The 17,061-nt window shown below is 71.0% G+C and carries 15 protein-coding genes and 1 pseudogene; 6 read left to right on the forward strand and 10 right to left on the reverse strand.

The genetic code is table 11. The features are described 5' to 3' along the window. Nucleotide 1: 1 nt before the first annotated feature. Nucleotides 2-979 (reverse strand): Zn-ribbon domain-containing OB-fold protein, encoded by a 978-nt coding sequence (locus tag AC07FN_RS10630; protein ID WP_478395402.1) that lies wholly within the window; start codon nucleotides 977-979, stop codon nucleotides 2-4. Nucleotides 980-1,076: 97 nt separating this feature from the next. Here AC07FN_RS10630 and AC07FN_RS10635 point away from each other — a divergent pair, with 97 nt between their 5' ends. Beyond that, nucleotides 1,077-2,126, forward strand: a complete 1,050-nt coding sequence (locus AC07FN_RS10635) for an LLM class F420-dependent oxidoreductase (RefSeq protein WP_478395403.1) — start codon at nucleotides 1,077-1,079, stop codon at nucleotides 2,124-2,126. A 150-nt stretch (nucleotides 2,127-2,276) separates the two neighbouring features. Further along, the gene (locus AC07FN_RS10640) at nucleotides 2,277-3,827 is read left to right on the forward strand and encodes an acyl-CoA synthetase (protein ID WP_478395404.1); all 1,551 of its coding nucleotides are present in this window, start codon (nucleotides 2,277-2,279) and stop codon (nucleotides 3,825-3,827) included. Between the two features lie 103 nt (nucleotides 3,828-3,930). On the opposite strand, the gene AC07FN_RS10645 is transcribed toward AC07FN_RS10640, so the two are convergent. Then, nucleotides 3,931-4,734, reverse strand: coding sequence for a crotonase/enoyl-CoA hydratase family protein (locus tag AC07FN_RS10645; protein ID WP_478395405.1), 804 nt, complete (start codon nucleotides 4,732-4,734; stop codon nucleotides 3,931-3,933). A gap of 185 nt (nucleotides 4,735-4,919) precedes the next feature. Between AC07FN_RS10645 and AC07FN_RS10650 the strand changes: the two genes are divergently transcribed. After that, nucleotides 4,920-6,563 (forward strand): acyl-CoA synthetase, encoded by a 1,644-nt coding sequence (locus AC07FN_RS10650; protein WP_478395406.1) that lies wholly within the window; start codon nucleotides 4,920-4,922, stop codon nucleotides 6,561-6,563. A gap of 251 nt (nucleotides 6,564-6,814) precedes the next feature. Continuing rightward, nucleotides 6,815-7,918 (forward strand): NAD(P)H-dependent flavin oxidoreductase, encoded by a 1,104-nt coding sequence (locus AC07FN_RS10655; protein ID WP_478395407.1) that lies wholly within the window; start codon nucleotides 6,815-6,817, stop codon nucleotides 7,916-7,918. A 3-nt stretch (nucleotides 7,919-7,921) separates the two neighbouring features. Here AC07FN_RS10655 and AC07FN_RS10660 read toward each other — a convergent pair whose 3' ends face one another. The 4 genes from AC07FN_RS10660 to AC07FN_RS10675 form a co-directional block, all read right to left on the reverse strand. Continuing rightward, a complete protein-coding gene (locus AC07FN_RS10660) occupies nucleotides 7,922-9,331 on the reverse strand; it encodes a DUF2079 domain-containing protein (RefSeq protein WP_478395408.1) in 1,410 nt (469 codons plus the stop codon). Further along, entirely contained in the window at nucleotides 9,328-9,690 is a 363-nt protein-coding gene (locus AC07FN_RS10665; RefSeq protein ID WP_478395409.1) for a hypothetical protein, read from the reverse strand. The genes AC07FN_RS10660 and AC07FN_RS10665 overlap by 4 nt, the downstream gene beginning before the upstream one ends. Further along, a complete protein-coding gene (locus AC07FN_RS10670) occupies nucleotides 9,683-10,189 on the reverse strand; it encodes a SigE family RNA polymerase sigma factor (protein WP_452615841.1) in 507 nt (168 codons plus the stop codon). Before AC07FN_RS10670 ends, AC07FN_RS10665 begins: the two co-directional genes overlap by 8 nt. A gap of 168 nt (nucleotides 10,190-10,357) precedes the next feature. Continuing rightward, nucleotides 10,358-10,789: a MarR family winged helix-turn-helix transcriptional regulator gene (locus AC07FN_RS10675; protein ID WP_358572809.1), complete on the reverse strand. Its 432-nt coding sequence runs from the start codon at nucleotides 10,787-10,789 to the stop codon at nucleotides 10,358-10,360. Nucleotides 10,790-10,868: 79 nt separating this feature from the next. On the opposite strand from AC07FN_RS10675, the gene AC07FN_RS10680 reads away from it, so the two are divergent. Continuing rightward, complete coding sequence (locus AC07FN_RS10680; RefSeq protein WP_478395410.1) at nucleotides 10,869-12,026, forward strand: MFS transporter; 1,158 nt, start codon at nucleotides 10,869-10,871, stop codon at nucleotides 12,024-12,026. Nucleotides 12,027-12,049: 23 nt separating this feature from the next. After that, the gene (locus tag AC07FN_RS10685) at nucleotides 12,050-12,787 is read left to right on the forward strand and encodes an SDR family NAD(P)-dependent oxidoreductase (RefSeq protein WP_478395411.1); all 738 of its coding nucleotides are present in this window, start codon (nucleotides 12,050-12,052) and stop codon (nucleotides 12,785-12,787) included. Here the strand turns inward: AC07FN_RS10685 and AC07FN_RS10690 are convergent. From AC07FN_RS10690 to AC07FN_RS10705, 4 genes and pseudogenes are all read right to left on the reverse strand, one after another. Next, the gene (locus AC07FN_RS10690; protein ID WP_478395499.1) at nucleotides 12,744-13,223 is read right to left on the reverse strand and encodes an AMP-binding enzyme; all 480 of its coding nucleotides are present in this window, start codon (nucleotides 13,221-13,223) and stop codon (nucleotides 12,744-12,746) included. The two genes, AC07FN_RS10685 and AC07FN_RS10690, sit on opposite strands and share 44 nt — an antisense overlap. A gap of 87 nt (nucleotides 13,224-13,310) precedes the next feature. Beyond that, nucleotides 13,311-14,350 (reverse strand): annotated as a pseudogene (locus AC07FN_RS10695) (AMP-binding protein); the annotation flags it as partial. A 1-nt stretch (nucleotide 14,351) separates the two neighbouring features. Next, on the reverse strand, nucleotides 14,352-15,449 hold the full coding sequence (locus AC07FN_RS10700; protein WP_478395412.1) for an acyl-CoA dehydrogenase family protein: 1,098 nt from the start codon (nucleotides 15,447-15,449) through the stop codon (nucleotides 14,352-14,354). 120 nt (nucleotides 15,450-15,569) lie between these two features. Next, a complete protein-coding gene (locus tag AC07FN_RS10705; protein WP_478395413.1) occupies nucleotides 15,570-16,748 on the reverse strand; it encodes an acyl-CoA dehydrogenase family protein in 1,179 nt (392 codons plus the stop codon). Nucleotides 16,749-17,061: the final 313 nt, after the last annotated feature.

Raw genomic sequence — 17,061 nt, forward strand, 5'->3', positions numbered from 1 at the left:
TTCAGAGGTGTTGGGCGTAGGACTCGAACGGCGCATCGGGCTCGCCGGTCGGTTCGAAGTGGTCGATGTTCTGCAGCGTGTGGTCCCACTCCTCGCGGGGTTTCCACACCGCGCGCACCCGCATCCCCATCCGGACCTCGTCGGCCGCGCAGCCGAGCACGAGGTGCAGGAACGCGATGTCGGCGCCGTCGAGCAGCACGTACGCGGACACGTACGGCGGCTTGATGCGCTGGCCCAGGAAGGGGACGTTGACGATGCAGAAGGTGGTCACGATCCCGGTGTCGGGGAGCTCGACCTCTTCTTCTGTGGGCACCCCGTCCGTCGGGCACGCGCCGCGCGGCGGGATGTAGACCTTCGCGCACGCCGGGCAGCGCTGGCCGAGCAGCCGCCCTTCGGCGAGGCCGCGCAGGTACCTGCTTTCCTCGGGGGACGCCGAGTGCCGGTAGTGCAGGTGCACCGGGGAGGTCAGCGTGGTGACGGGTTCGGGTCGTGAGTGGTTTGGATCGTCATGGCGCTCCAAGTCACTCACGACGTCGTGCGCCGGTTCGAAGCAGGCGATGTCGCGGATGCCGTTGCCGAGTTCCTCGGCCCAGCGGACCTGCACGCGCATCCCGGTGCTGATCTGCTCCGGTGTTGGCACGTCGACGGCGTGCAGCATCGGCGTGTCCGCCCCGTCCAGCAGGACGAACGCCCAGGCGAACGGGCGCTGGAGCGGCTGGCCCTCCATCGGCTCCGGCATCCACGTCCAGCTGACGACGGTGCCCTGCGCGCCGACCGGCACGAATTCGTCGAGGACGGCGGCGGTTTCCGGGTCGTGCTCGACCGGCGGCACGTGCACCCGGCCGTCGCTGCCGCGGACTCCGACGATCCGGCGATCGCGCAGGGCGGTGGCGAACCGGCCGTGCACCGGCCCCAGGGATCGGGTGTAGTCGAAGCCGATTTCGAGAGGGGCGCTGAGTGGTTCCGGGAGCCCAGTCACGCACTGAAGTGAAACATGTTCTCGATTTTGGGGCAATATCCGGGCAGGATGACCCGGGACGATTCGGAGCAGTGCCGCCGGACGAGGAGGTTCGCGGATGAAGATAGGGCTGCAGCTCGGATACTGGGGTGCGCAACCGCCGTCGAATGCGGAAGAACTCGTTCTCGAAGCCGAGCGCGCGGGATTCGACGGGATCTTCGCGGCGGAGTCCTGGGGATCGGACGCGTTCACGCCGCTCGCCTGGTGGGGCTCCCGGACGAGCCGGGTCCGGCTGGGCACCTCGGTCGCGCAGCTCTCCGCGCGCTCGCCGGCCTCGTGCGCGATGCACGCGCTGACGCTGGACCACCTCTCCGGCGGGCGCTGCGTGCTGGGGCTCGGCGTGTCCGGCCCGCAGGTCGTCGAAGGCTGGTACGGCACGCCGTTCGCGAAACCCCTTGCCAGGACGCGGGAATACGTCTCGATCGTGCGGCAGGTGCTGGCCCGCGAGGCGCCGGTGCGCAACGCCGGCCCGCACCACCCGCTGCCCTACGACGGGCCCGGCTCGCTCGGCCTCGGCAAGTCGCTGCGCCCGATCACCCATCCGCTGCGCGCCGACCTGCCGATCTGGCTGGGCGCCGAGGGGCCGCGCAACGTCGCGCAGACCGCCGAGATCGCCGACGGGTGGCTGGCGGTGTACTACTCGCCGCGCATCGCCGCGACGTACGAGGACTGGCTGGCCGAGGGATTCGCCAGGCCGGGCGCGCGCCGCAGCCGCGAGGAGTTCGAGATCGCGGCCAGCTGCCAGGTGGTCGTCACCGACGACCCGGCGGCGGAGCGGGCGCGGCTGAAGCCCTCGCTGGCCCTCTACATCGGCGGGATGGGCGCGCCGGGCATGAACTTCCACGCCGAGCTGTTCCGGCGGATGGGCTACGGATCCGCCGTCGACGACGTGGAGCGGCTGTTCGCGGCCGGGCGGCGCGAGGAGGCGGTCGCGGCGGTGCCGGACGAGATGGTCGACGACATCGCGATCATCGGCGACGCCGAAACGGTGCGCAGCCGGGTGCGGGAGTGGGAGCGGGCCGGGGTGGACACGCTGCTGGTCGGCTGCCGCGAGACCGGGCACCTGCGCGGCGTCGCGGACGCGCTGGGGCTTGCTGAAAATCTGTAACGGGTTCTAGTTTGTAGGTCGCGCGGGTCGGCGTGCGGTGTCGTGAGTGCTGAGTCCGGTAAGAACCGGCTTCAGCGCTCACGACTCCTCGCCCACCGCCGCGCCTGCTCAGTACTCCGATTCCCGCGTCATCGTCGACAGGAGTCCGCCGTGTCCGACATCGGGCTGTGGAAGATCGCCGAGCAACAACCGAACCGGACGGCCGTGATCGCACCGGACGGAAGGGCGGTCGGCTACGCCGAACTCGCCGCCGCCGCGGACCGCTACGGACGCGGCCTGCAGAGCATGGGTCTCGAGGCCGGCGACAGCATCGTCCTGATGCTGCCCAACGGCGATGACCTGCTCGCCGCGTACTTCGCGGCGCTGCAATGCGGGCTGTACGCGGTGACGGTGAACTGGCACCTCGTCGGTGCCGAAGTCGCCTACATGATCGAGGACAGCGGCGCGAAGGCGTTCATGGCGCACGAACGGTTCGCCGAGGTGGCCGTGGATGCCGCCGCGCGCAGCGGGCTTCCCGCGTCGGCCCGCTTCGCGGTCGGCGAGATCCCGGGATTCCAGGCCCTTTCCGGGCTCGGCGCGCAGGAGCCGCCGAAACGCCCGGAGGTGCGGACGACCGGCTCGCCCATGCTGTACACGTCGGGAACCACCGGTCGCCCCAAGGGCGTTCGGCGCCCGCTGACCGGGGCCGACCCGGACGAGGTTCCGGCCGCGGCGAAGTGGTTCTTCGGCATCTTCGGCCTGCAGCCGTTCGACGACCACGTGCACCTGTGCGGCTCGCCGCTGTACCACGCAGCGGTGCTCAACTTCGTCAGCCACTCCGTCCAATTCGGACACACGGCGGTGCTGATGGACCGCTGGGACCCGGCGGAGATGTTGCGCCTGATCGAACTGCACCGCGTCACCCACACGCACATGGTGCCGACCCAGTTCCACCGGCTGCTGGCGCTGCCGCCGGAGGACCGCGCGCGCTACGACGTCTCGTCGCTGCGCGCGGCGATCCACGGGGCCGCGCCGTGCCCGCCCGAGGTCAAGCGGGCGATGCTGGAGTGGTGGGGGCCGGTGGTGGTGGAGTACTACGCGGCGACCGAGGGCGGCGGCACCTCGATCACCGCGCCGGAGTGGCTGGACAAGCCGGGTTCGGTCGGCAAGGCGTGGCCGGGCTCGACGGTCAAGGTGCTCGGTGACGACGGTGCGGAGCTGCCGACCGGCGAGATCGGCACCGTGTACATGCGGATGAGCGGCTCCAGCTTCGAGTACCACGGGGACGCGCAGAAGACGAAGCAGGCACGGGTGGGCGACCTGTTCACCATGGGCGACGTCGGCTACCTCGACGAGGACGGCTACCTGTACCTGTGCGACCGCAAGAGCGACATGATCATCTCCGGCGGGGTGAACATCTACCCGGCGGAGATCGAGAACGCCCTGTCGGTGCACCCGCAGGTCGCGGACGTGGCGGTGTTCGGCGTGCCGCACGCGGACTGGGGCGAGGAGGTCAAGGCCGTCGTGCAGCCGGCCGACGGCGTCGAGCCGGGGGAGGAGCTGGCGGCGGACCTCATCGCCTTCGCCCGAGACCGGCTGGCGAAGTTCAAGATCCCGCGCAGCATCGACTTCGCGGCGGAACTTCCCCGCGACCCCAACGGAAAGCTCTACAAGCGAAAGCTCCGGGAGCCCTACTGGACCGACCGCGACCGGGCGATCTGAGGGCGGTTGCCGTGAGTCCTCCGGCCTGCGAAGGACTCACGGCCCCGATGCCGACCGTCGTGAGTGCTTTGGAGTGCTACCGCGCTCCAAAGCACTCACGACGCTACTTGCCGCGGAAGTTCGGCTTGCGCTTCTCCGCGAAGGCCCTGGGGCCTTCCTTGGCGTCCTCGCTGCCGAAGACCGCCATGCCGAGGCGGGCGTCCACCTGGAACGCCTCGTTCTCCGGCATGCCTTCGGTTTCCCGCATCGTGCGGAGGATCGCCTGCACCGCGAGCGGGCCGTTGGCGGTGATGAGGCCGGCCAGTTCGAGGGCCTTGTCGAGGGCCTGGCCGTCCGGGACGACGTGGCCGATCAGGCCCAGTTCCTTGGCTTCGGGCGCGAAGATGTGCCTGCCGGTCAGGAGGATGTCCGCCGCGACCGTGTACGGGATCTGGCGCGGCAGGCGGACCGCCGAGCCGCCCAGCGGGAACAGGCCCCAGCGCGCCTCCGATACCCCGAACCGCGCGCTCTCGCCCGCCACCCGGATGTCGGTGGCCTGCAGGATTTCCGTGCCGCCCGCCACCGCGGGCCCTTCCACCGCCGCGATCAGCGGCTTGGTCAGCCGCCGGCCCTTGAGCAGCGGTTCGATCACGGACATGTCCATGCCGCGGGCGGTGTCGCCGGGATGCGCCTGCGTCATCGCCTTCAGGTCGGCGCCGGCGCAGAACGCGCCGCCCGCGCCGGTCAGCACGCACGCCCGGATGTCGTCGTCGCCGTCCACCTCGTCCCAGGCCTGCCGCATGATCTCCAGCATGGGCCCGGACAGGGCGTTGCGGACCTCGGGCCGGTTCATCGTCACCACGAGCACCGCGCCGCGCCGCTCGACCAGGCAGTGGGGTTGCTCGACGACCTCGGTTGTCGACGTCATGGGAACCTTTCCGGTCGGTGTTGGGAATCGGCTCGCCGGATCACCCGTTCGGCCGCAGGGGGAACCTGCCGGACGGCAAGCCGGATCACGCTCCGCGAGCGGCTGTCCGGGGCTTGCAGAACGTGACAATGATTCGGCTTTTCGGGTTCTTGCCCAGAACGATAACACGTTCTACTTTCTCTGAGGTGGCATACAACATCGCAGATCTTTTCGAGCACGCCGTCGATCTGGTGCCAGATCGCGTCGCCGTGGTCTGCGGCGAGCGGCGGTTGACCTTCGCGCAGCTGGACCGGCGGGCCAACCGGCTCGCGCACCACCTCACGGCCCGCGGCCTCGGGCCGGGCTCCCACATCGGGGTCTACTCCCGGAATTCCATCGAGGCACTGGAAACCATGCTCGCGGCCTACAAGATCCGCGCGGTGCCCATCAACATCAACTTCCGCTACGTGCCGAACGAACTGCGCTACATCTTCGGCAACGCCGACCTCGCCGCCCTGGTGCACGAGCGCCGCTACAGCGACAACGTGGCCAAGGTCCGGCCGGATTTCCCGGAGCTGCGAGAGGTTCTCGTCATCGAGGACGGCAGCGACGCCGACTACGCGGGGTACGGCGGCATCGAGTACGAGTCGGTGCTGGCCGGCCGGTCCGGCGAGCGGGACTTCCCGGAACGCAGCGCCGACGACCTCTACCTGCTCTACACCGGCGGCACTACGGGCATGCCGAAGGGCGTGATGTGGCGCCACGAGGACGTCTGGCGGGTGCTCGGCGGCGGCATCGATTTCATGACCGGTGAGGCGATGCGCGACGAGTGGCAGCAGGCCCGCGCCGGCGCCGAGAGCGGTGGCCTGATCCGGCTGCCCGCCGCGCCGTTCATCCACGGCGCGGCCCAGTGGGCCAGCTTCGGCAACCTCTTCGCTTGCAGCGCAGTGGTTTTCGTGCCGCAGTTCGACGCGCACGAGGTGTGGCGGGCGGTCGAGCGGGAGCGGGTCAACGTGCTGGCGATCGTGGGCGATGCGATGGCCCGGCCCCTCATCGAGGCGTTCCACGAGGGCAACTACGACGCCTCGTCGCTGGTGGCGATCTCCAGCAGCGCCGCGCTGTTCTCGCCATCGGTGCAGCGCCAGTACCTCGACGCGTTGCCCAACGTGGTGATCACCGACTCGATCGGCTCTTCGGAGACCGGGTTCAGCGGCATCGGCGTCATCGGGCGCGACAGCGCGCAGACCGGCGGCCCGCGGGTCAACGCCGATGCCGACACCACGGTGATCAGGGACGACGGGAGCTTCGCGGATCCCGGCGAGATCGGGTGGCTGGCCCGCAGCGGGCACGTGCCGCTGGGCTACTACAAGGACGAGGAGAAGTCGCGGTCGGTGTTCGTCGAGATCGACGGCACCCGCTACGTCGTCCCGGGCGACTACGCGCGGATCGAGGACGACGGCACCGTGACGATGCTGGGACGCGGCTCGGTGTCGATCAACACCGGCGGCGAGAAGGTCTTCCCGGAGGAGGTCGAGGCCGCCCTCAAGTCGCATCCCGACGTGTTCGACGCGCTGGTCGTCGGGGTGCCCGACGAGCGGCTCGGCCAGCGGGTCGCGGCCGTGGTCCAGCCGAGGGCCGGCGCGACGCCGGGGCTCGCGGACCTCGACGCGCACGTCCGGGAGTGGATCGCGGGTTACAAGGTGCCGCGCAGCCTGTGGCTGGTGGACCAGGTCACCCGCTCGCCCAGCGGAAAGCCCGACTACACCTGGGCGAAGCGGCACACCGAGACGCACGAGCCGGCCGACGTGCGCAAGCCGTCGCGGCGCGAGACAGCCACCGAACCGAGCTGAGGGCAGCTGAACTTGGCTTTCCTTTGTTCTTGAAGCGGCGCAGCCGCTTAGCCCACCTAAGCGACTTGCACCGCCGCGGGTTCTCAGACGGTGCCCGCCCCTTCCGGGCTACTGGGCGAGGCCAGTCCCCGATGCCGCGTATTGGACATACGTAAGTCGGGGCTCCCACAGACCAGGCGGCGTCTGTAACTCCCGCAGGGGGACCGCCACCCGCACCGCCACGCAAAATGAGTTCGGAGACGAGATCTGCTATGCGAACGAAGATCTGCGACACCTTGGGTATCGAGCATCCGATCGTCGGCTTCACGCCTTCTGAGCACGTTGCGGCCGCTATCAGCCGGGCCGGTGGGATGGGCGTGCTCGGCTGCGTCCGGTTCAACGACGCCGACGAGCTGGACGCCGTGCTGGACTGGATGAACGAGAACACCGACGGCAGGCCCTACGGCGTGGACGTCGTGATGCCCGCGAAGATCCCCACCGAGGGCGCGGCCGTCGACCTGCAGGCCCTGATCCCGCCGGAGCACCGGGAGTTCGTGCAGCGGACGCTGGCGGACCTCGGCGTGCCGGAGCTCGCCGATGGCGAGCAGCAGGCGGACGGCGTGCTCGGCTGGCTGCACTCGGTCGCGCGGTCCCATGTGGATGTTGCGCTGCGGCATCCCATCCGGCTGATCGCCAACGCCCTCGGCTCGCCGCCGGTGGACGTCATCCGGCAGGCCCACGATCACGACGTGCTGGTCGCCGCGCTGGCCGGGAAGGCCGAGCACGCCAGTCGCCACGTCGACAACGGCGTGGACATCGTCGTGGCGCAAGGGCACGAGGCCGGCGGGCACACCGGCGAGATCGCCACGATGGTGCTGGTGCCGGAGATCGTCGACGCGGTCGGCGACCGGGCTCCGGTGCTGGCGGCCGGGGGAATCGGGTCCGGCCGCCAGATCGCGGCGGCGCTAGCGCTCGGCGCCGGCGGCGCGTGGCTGGGCTCGTACTGGCTGACGACCAGCGAATACCAGCAGATGCCGGGCAACACGGCGACGCAGCAGGCGCTGCTGGCGGCGGGCTCCAGCGACACCGTGCGCTCCCGGATCTACACCGGGAAACCGGCCCGGCTGCTCAAGACCCGCTGGACGGACTCGTGGGCGGCCGACGACGCCCCCGAGCCGTTGCCGATGCCGCTGCAGAACATCCTGGTCAGCGAGGCGCACCAGCGCATCATGCGCTCCGGCGATCCGGGAGTGGTCTCGATGCCGGTGGGTCAGATCGTCGGCCGGATGAACCAGATCCGCCCGGTCGCCGACGTCATCGCAGACCTCCTCGCCGAGCTGGACGAGACGATCGCAGCCCTCAACAAGCTCCGCTGAGCCTCAGGAATCGCGGCGCAGCGCCCAGAATCCCTCGTCCTCCGACAGGACGTGGAAGCTGGCCCCGCCGTATTCCCTGGCGTAGTCGCGCATCTCCTCGGCCGTCTTGTCCGGCTCGTAGACGGCGACGTAGTCCGGGACGAAACCCTCGGTGTTGCCGGGGAAGAAGACCCGGCAGCGGTCGGTGAGGTGCGCGATCGTGGGGCTGTTGGCCAGAACCGTGGCGCCGTCCGGGATCTGGCTCAGCACGCTCTCCGCGGCGACCGGGTCCTGGTCGAAGCGCTCGTCGTTGCTCTTGGTCAGCTGCCCGATCGGAAGCATCAAGCTGAGTGCGGCCGCCGCCGCCAGGACCAGTCCCGGCAGGTGCGAGGCGTAGCCCCGCAACCAGGACGGATGCGTCTCGTGCAGCCGGGCGATCGCGTCGACCATCGCGAGCGTGACGATCGGCATCAGCACGGCGTTGTAGTGCCAGTCCGTGCTCCAGTAGTGCTCCTCGACGGACGCGAACCGCCAGCCGAGCGTCGGGAGGATGACCAGCAGCACCGGCGAGCGGAGCGCGATCAGGCCCGTCGTCGGGATCAGGAGCCACAGCGTGGTGCTGAACTTCTCGTCCACGCCCTCCAGCAGCGAGGCGGGGAAGGGGGTGTCGCCGGAGATCTTGTCCCAGTACCGGTACGCGCCCGTCGGGCTGAACGACGGGATGACCAGCAGCGTGACGCAGGCCCAGATCACGCCGAACAGCACGGCGCTGGCCACGGCGACCCGGGCGAACCGCTTGTCGTGCCTGGCGCACCAGGCCAGCACCAGCGCCATCGCCGCCGCGGTGAGGGCGAGATCGTCCTTGACCAGCACGAGCGGCGCGGTGAGCGCGAGCGCGCGCCACCACCGTTGCGCCAGCATCGCCTCCAGGGCGAAGGCGACGAGCGGGACGGCGAAGCAGATCTCGTGGAAGTCGAAGTCGACGGCCCGCTGCACGCCCCAGGACAGGCCGTAGGCGACGCCCACGGTCCGCCCCCGGGCGCCGCCGAGCAGGCGGGTGGCGGCCCGGGTGACCGGCACGACCGAGAGCGCGAACAGGGCCGCCTGCGCGACGAGCAACGTCTGGGCGGAGGGGACCAGGTAGTACAGCGGCGCGAGCAGGACCAGCACCGGGCTGAAGTGGTCGCCGAAGATCACGAACCCGGGGCCCAGCAGGTCCGCGACCGGCATCCGGCCCTCGGCGTAGGAGCGCACGACCTGTTCGAAGATGCCCAGGTCGAACGACATCGAGCCGTAGCTGTTGTAGCGGGACAACGACAGCCAGGCGTAGCAGCCGAAGAACACCGCCCACAGCAGGAACAGGACCGCCTGGTTCGACACCGCGCGGTGGCTGCGGGCCGCGGCGGTGGTGGGAACGGCGGTGGTGGTGCTCATCGGGACTCCGTCGTGATCGGGGTGCTGGGCGTGATGGGCGGGTTCGAGGCGGACGAGGACGGGACGACCGCCGTCACGGCGGACGTGGTGAGCGTCGGCGCCGGGCCGGCGGGGACCACGGGCTGCTGCTCGCGGCCGTCGGTGGCCACCGTGATCGCGACGGCTATCGCCACCACGGCGGCCGCGCCGGTGACCCCGGCGGCGATCTGCTGGCGCAGCAGCCGCCGCCCGCCGCGCTTGGTGATCTCGCCGGCGGGCAACGGAGACGCGTGCCGCTCGGCTTCGGCGGCGGCGCGGCGGAATGCCGCGCGCACCTGGTCTTCCGCCGCTTCGGCGGGCTCGAAGTGGTGGTCAGGCACCGTGGTCCTCCGCGCGCAACATGTCGTCCATCCGCGCCGCCACCGCGGCCCTGCCCCGTGCCAGGTGGGTCTTCACGGTTCCGGTGGACATCCCGGCCTCCTCGGCGATCTGCGCGACGGACAGGTCGCAGACGTAGTGCAGCGCCATCACGAGCCGCTGCCTCGGCGGTAGCTGCCGCAGGATCGCGGACAGCGTGAGGAGCCCTCCCGGGTCCGGCTCGTCCGCGACGGCCGGGCGCTGGCCGGCGAGCCGGGCCCACGCCTGCGTCGCGCGCTTGGCGCGGTGCCACCGGCTGATGGCCACCCGGGTGGCGGTGACGCGCACCCACGCCTCCGGCGCGCCGTCGTGGAGCAGCGCGCTCCGGTGCGCCCACGCCCGCGCGAATGCCTCGTGCACCACGTCCTGGGCTTCGTGGACATCACCGGTGACCAGGCACAGCTGACCGATCAGCCGCCTTGCCGACAGCGCGTAGAACTCCTCGAACTCTTCGACCGTCAAGACTCGCGTAACCCCCGTGCGGTGTCCCTCATGAACCCTGTACTCGGCTAGGACGTTCCGGGGTTGACATCGCGGGAGGATTTCCGCCCCGATGTGATCACCATCACGTCGACGCTCGTCCGGCGCCTTGGAAGTCCACTTGGGACACCAGGTCGGCGCCGGGCGCGGCTAGTCGCGGGGCTCGACGAGCGCTTGCAGCAGCTCGCGCAGGGTTTCCTGCTGCTCCGGGGAGAGCGGGGTGAGCGGGGACCGGGTGCTCAGCCGCCGGACCACGGTGGTCCGGCTGCGCCGGCCTGCCGGGGTGAGCACGATCTGCTTGGCGCGCCGGTCGGTCGGGTGCGGCCGGCGCTCGACCAGGCCCTGCTGTTCGAGCCGGTCCAGCACGAACGTGGCGTTGGAGGCCTCGCAGGACATCCTGGCGGCGAGCTCTCGCGCCGTGATCGGTTCAGAGAGCTCGCGGAGCGCGACGACCTGCGATGCGGTCAGGCCCAGCTCCTCGGCGACGCGGCGCACGTGGACGTCGAGGGTCTGCGCGAACTGGTGCACCAGCTTGCAGACGTCCCGGTCGATCTGGCTGCTCGTCGACGGATCCCTCGCCATGGGTCGAGTCTAGCGGCGATGATTCGAACTGTGGTAGTTCTAATTCACATCATGTGAGTTCGAACTAGTTGGGGGTTCCGTGCCGCTTCCCTTGTTGTCCCTGATGCTGGTCGTTTTCGGCTTCACCACCGGGGAATTCGTGATCGCGGGCATCCTGCCGGACGTCGCCGCAGACCTGTCGGTGTCGCTCCCCGCGGCGGGCCTGCTGGTGACGGCCTACGCGCTGGGCATGATCGTCGGGGGGCCGGTGGTCACCGTCCTGACCGCGCGACTGGCCCGCAAACCGCTCATCGTCGGCCTCATCGCCGTGTCCCTCGCCGGGAACCTCGGCTCGGCGGTGGCGCCGAACTACCCGGTGCTCCTGGTGGCGCGGTTCGTCGCCGGCCTGGTCGTGGCCACGTTCTTCGCCGTCGCGATCGCCACCGCCGTCTCGATGGCCCCGGCGGACAAGCAGGCCTCGACCGTGGCGAAGGTGGCCCTCGGCATGAACCTGGGCATCATCCTGGGCACGCCGATCGGCACCTTCATCGGTCACGACTTCGGCTGGCGGGCGACGTTCGCGGCCGTCGCCGCGCTCGTCGGCGTCGCCTTGCTGCTGGTGCTGCGCTTCGTGCCCGCCCAGCCCGCGATCGCCACCGGTCCGGTCCTCGCCGAGCTGCGCGTGCTCGTGCGCCGCGACGTCCAGTTGGCGATCGCCCTCACCGCGGTGGGCAACGTGGGCGTGGTGACCGTCTTCTCGTTCATCACCCCGCTGCTCACCGACGTCAGCGGCTTCGCTGCCGGGGCGGTCCCGGTGCTGCTGCTGGTCTACGGGGCGGGCGCGGTGGTCGGGAACTTCCTCGGCGGCTGGCTGGCGGACAAGGCCCTGATGCCCTCGGTGGCCGGTCTGCTCGCCGTGCTGGCCGGGACCTTGGCGCTGTTCTGGCTGGTCGGCGGCATGCAGGTGCCCGCGGCGGTGCTGACGTTCGTGATCGGCGTGCTGGCCTTCGCGATCATCCCGGGCATGCAGGCCCGCGTGCTGGCCGCGGCCGGTTCCGCGCCCACGCTGGCGGTGGCGGTCAACGCCGCGGGCTTCCAGGTCGCCGCCGCGTTCGCCGGATGGCTGGGCGGGCAGGTCATCGACAGCGGCCTCGGCCTGCGGTCGATCTACCTCGTCGGCGCCCTGCTCACGGTGGCCGGGCTGGGCATCGCGGGCTTCATGCTGCAGCGCGACCGCCAGCCGGCCCACCGCTCCTGACACCGAGAGACGAGGAATTTCCCATGGAAGGCAAGAAGTTGAGCGGCAAGGTCGCGCTGGTGACCGGCGGATCGCGCGGCATCGGGGCGGCGACCGCCCGGGCGCTGGCGGCCGAGGGGGCGACGGTGGCGATCAGCTACGCCACGTCCGGCGACCGGGCCGAGGAAGTGGTGGCGGAGCTCGACGGGGCTGCCGCGTACCGGGCCGACCAGGGCGATCCGCGGCAGGTGGCCGATCTCGTCGGAGCCGTGGCCGCCGGCTTCGGGCGGCTGGACATCATGGTGAACAACGCCGCGAGCTTCGTCCCCGGCCGGGTCGACGCCGACGGCGATCCGGCCGCCCTGGAGCGCCAGTTCGCCGTCAACGTCGGTGGGGTCACCGCGGCCATCCGGGCCGCCGCGCGGACGATGGGCGAAGGCGGCCGGATCATCACGGTCGGCTCCATGCAGGCCACCCGCGCCGGGTTCCCGGGCGTCGCCGACTACGTGTCGACGAAGGCCGCGATCACCGGCTACAGCAGGGGCGCGGCCCGGGACCTGGGGCCGCGCGGCATCACCGTCAACGTCGTCCAACCCGGCTCGGTGGCGACCGAGATGAACCCCGACGAAGGGCCGTTCGCCGACGTCCAGCGCTCGGCGAACGCGTTGGGCCGGTTCGGGAGGCCGGCGGAGGTCGCGGCGGCCATCGCGTTCCTGGCCGGACCCGGCGCGTCGTTCATCACCGGCGCGGTCCTCGACGTCGACGGCGGCTACCTGGCCTGATCGGGCGCCGGGGAGTAGCGGGTGGTCGAACGGTGCCAGACCGGGTCCGCGGTTTCGCGGCCCTCCGCGGCGAGTTGGCGCTTGACGACCTTGAAGGTCGCGGTGCGGGGGAGTTCCGCCGCGAGCCGGACGTAGCGGGGCCACTGCTTGGGCCGAGATCGGATTGGGCGGTGAGGAAGTCGTGGAGGGTCGCGGGGTCGAACCCGGGCGTCGCGACCAGCGCGGCCATCACCTGGTCGCCCACCTGCGGGTCCGGGATGCCGTACACGGCGGCCTCGGTGATCTCGGGGTGGCGCAACAGGATTCGTTCGATCGGCGCGGTGCCGAGGTTCTCGCCGTCCACCCGCAGCCAGTCGGCCGAACGGCCCGCGAAGTGGCAGAAGCCGTCCGCGTCCAGGTAGGCGAGGTCGCCGCTCCAGTACATGCCGTCGCGCATCCGCTCCGCGTCGGCCTCCGGGGCGTTGTAGTAGCCCGCGAACCAGCCCGAACCGGCGGTGTTGACCAGCTCGCCGATCGCCTCACCGGGATTGAGCAGGCGGCCGTCGGCGGAGAATTCCGCCCGGGCACAGGGTTTTCCGGTGTCCGGGTCGAGCACCGCGACTCCGTCGGGGAGCCTGCCCAGCGCACCGGGCGGCGTGTCGGGAGTGCGGGCCACCGCGACGCCGCCCTCCGAGGAGCCGAAACCGTCGACGACGCGGCAGCCGAACCGCTCGCCGAACCGCGCCAGGTCCCGTTCGTTGCCCTCGTTGCCGTACACCACGCGCAGCGGGTTCTCGGCGTCGTCCGGCCGTTCCGGGGTGGCGAGGATGTGCGAGAGCGGTTTGCCGACGTAGTTGGCGTAGGTCGCGCCGAAGCGCCGCACGTCGGGCAGGAAGCCGGAGGCCGAGAAGCGGCTGCGCAGCGGATGCCCGCCCCGGCGGCCAGGCCGGCCGCCCAGCCCGCCATCAGGGCGTTCGAGTGGAACAGCGGCATCGACACGTAGGTCACGTCGTCGCCGGTCAGGCCGAACCGGTCGGCCAGCATCCGGCCGGGCGCGGCGATCTTGCCGTGCGTGCAACGGACCGCCTTCGGCTCGCCGCCGGTGCCGGAGGTGAACACCAGCACGAGCAGGTCATCGGGCGTCGCGGGCACGGGATCGACCGCGCTGCCGGCGTGCTCGACGAGCAGCGCCTGCCACCGCGGCTCGTCGATGACCAGCAGCTCCGCCGTCCCGAGGTCGAGGCCGTCCAGCAGCTCCGCGTGCGCGCTGTCGGTGACGACCAGCTGGCAGTCCGCCAGCCGGACATCGCGCGCCAGCGCCGCCCCGCGTCGCGTCGGGTTCAGGCCCACGACCACCGCGCCGGATAGGGCCGCGCCGCCGAGCAGGAACGCGAACTCCGGGACGTTGCCGAGCAGGACGCCGACGTGGAAGGGGCCAGGGCGGCGCAGGGATTCCAGCAGCGAGGCGTACTGGGCGCAGGCGCGGACCTTCGCCGACCACGTCCAGGCGCGGTCCTCGAACCGCAGCCCGCAGCTGTCGTCGTCGGCGCGGGCGAGCAGGAGTTCGGTCACCGTCGGCGTCATGTCAGACCGCCAGGGCGTCGCCGAGCCGGCCCAGCTGGTCGGCCGCGCCGCCGAAGGAGAACTCGTTGCGCTTGGCCGCGACGAAGTAGCGGTGCAGCGGGTGGTCGACGTCGATGCCGACGCCGCCGTGCACGTGGACCGCGGTGTGGGCCACTCGGTGCCCGGCGTCGGCCGCCCAGAACTTCGCGGTGGCCACCTCGGTCGCGCACGGCAGTCCCTCGTCGACCCGCCACGCCGCCTGCCACAGCGTCAGCCGCACGGCCTCCACGTCGATGAACGCGTCGGCCAGCCGCTGCGCGACGGCCTGGAAGCTGCCGATCGGCCGCCCGAACTGCACGCGTTCGCGGGCGTACGCGGCGGTCAGCTCCAGCGCCCGCTCGAGGACGCCGACCTGGTGCGCGCAGGTGCCGATGGTGGCCCGGGTGAGCAGCCAGTCCAGCGCCGCCGGATCGTCGCCCAGCACCCGGTCGTCGCCGACCCGCGCGCCGTCGAGCTCCAGCCAAGCTTCGCTGTCGGCGTCCACGATGCGCTGCCGTTCCACCGACAGTTGCGCCGGTTCGACGAGGAAGACCCTCGGTCCGTCCGATGTGGACGCGGGAACCAGCACGAGATCGGCGACCATGCCGGCCGGGACCGTGGTCTTGGTGCCGGTGAGCACCCAGCCGTCGCCGGAGCGCTCGGCGCGGCAGGCGGGACGGCGCGGGTCGGGGTTGTGCTCCTCGGCGAGCGCGGCGGTCAGCACCAGCTCGCCCTTCGCCGCCGGGACGCCCCAGCGCTGCTGCTGATCGGGGTCGCCGAAGCGGGCCAACGCCGCCGTGGCCGTGGTGATCGAGGCGAGGTAGGGCACCGGGGCGACCGCGCGTCCCAGTTCGATCAGCACGGAGCACTGCTCCAGCAGCCCGAAACCGCCGCCGCCGACGGAACCCGGCAAGGCCGCCGACAGCACCTCCGCCCGCGCCAGATCGGTCCACAGTGAACGGTCGAACCGGTCCGGTCCGCGCTCGACCTCGCGCAGCCGCTCGTTCGTCACGCGATCGTCGAGGATCTCCCTGGCCAGCCCGCCCAGATCGAGCTGCGCCTCGGTGCACGAGAAGTCCATGAACCCTCCCTAGGGGCCTTCACCGCGGCGAACGGTGATTCCGGATTTACCGGAGTGATCGCTCACGAGTGTGGTGAGTGGGTCGTGCGTGCCGGTTCCTACCGGCACGATCGCTCACGACTAGCGCTTCGACGGGGGCAGGCCGAGGCCCACCGCGGCGACGATGTCCCGCTGCACCTCGTTGGTCCCGCCGCCGAAGGTCAGGATCAGCGACGAGCGGTGCATTCGTTCGATCCGGCCGCGCAGCGCCGCGCCCCGGGAGCCCTGCCGCACGTACGCGGCGCTGCCCAGCACCTCCATCAGCAGGTGGTAGGCCTCGGTGGCGAACTCCGTGCCGTACACCTTGGTCGCCGACGCCGTGGCCGGCGCGGGCTGCTGCTCCGCGGTCGTCGCGATCTTCCAGTTGACCAGCTTGAGGAACTCCGCCCCGGCGTGCACGCGCGCCAGGTGCCGCCGCACCCACTCCTGGTCCAGCACCCGGCGCCCATCGGTGAGCCGCGTTTCCCGCGCCCACTCCTGCACCTCGTCCAGCGCGAGCCGCAGCGGGGCGGCGGAGGTGAGCGCGACGCGCTCGTGGTTGAGCTGGTTGGTGATCAGCGGCCAGCCCTCGTTCTCGGCGCCCACCAGAGCGGACGTGGGCACGCGGAGATCCTGGTAGTAGGTGGCGCTGGTGGACGGCCCGGCGACGGTGTGCACCGGCGTCCAGGAGAAGCCGGGCGCGGCCGTGGGCACGATCAGGATGCTCAAGCCGCGGTGCTTCTTCGCGTCGCGGTCGGTGCGGCAGGCCAGCCACACGTAGTCCGCGTACTGGATCAGGCTGGTCCACATCTTCTGGCCGTTGATCACGTACTCGGCATCATCGCGGTCGGCGGTGGTGCGCAGCGAGGCGAGGTCGGTGCCCGCCTCCGGCTCGGAGTAGCCGATCGCGAAGTGGATCTCGCCGCTCGCGATCTTCGGCAGGTAGTGCGACTTCTGCTCCGGGGTGCCGAAGCGCATGATGGTCGGCGCGATGCTGTTGAGCGTCAGGAACGGCACCGGGGCACCGGCGATCGCCGCCTCGTCGGTGAAGATCAGCTGGTCCAGCATGCTCCGGTTCTGCCCGCCGTACTCCTCCGGCCAGCCCAGCGCGAGCCAGCAGTCCGCGCCCATCTGCCGGACCAGCTGCTTGTAGGCCGCGCCGTCGCCGTAGTCGCCGTGCGCGGTCAGTTCGTCGCGGAGCTCCGGTGTCATGAGCTTGCCGAAGTAGCGGCGCAGCTCCTTGCGCAGCTGCTCCTGCTCGGGCGTGTAGGCGATGCGCATGCATCCCTCCTGCGTCGACGGGAGAGCGTGTGGAACATGTTTCACCTACCATAGTCCGGATCTGGCGAGGCGGTCGATACATCGCGCTGCCACGAGTGATTTTTCGCTAGCGGCGCGCCGCGTGAGGTCGTGAAAACCGGTTCTATGCGGGCCCGGCGTTCGGATCGGTCCCCGAATGGAGCAGTCACCCGGGGCCGGGTGGCTCGTTGTGCGGGCTGGATGACCGGTCGGCGTGGCCCGGATGGCGGTTCTGCGCGAATCGGTAGAACTGGTTGCAACGTCGGATATCAGCGCATTCGGCGAATATTCCCCG

Source organism: Saccharopolyspora sp. NPDC045941, assembly GCF_056431445.1.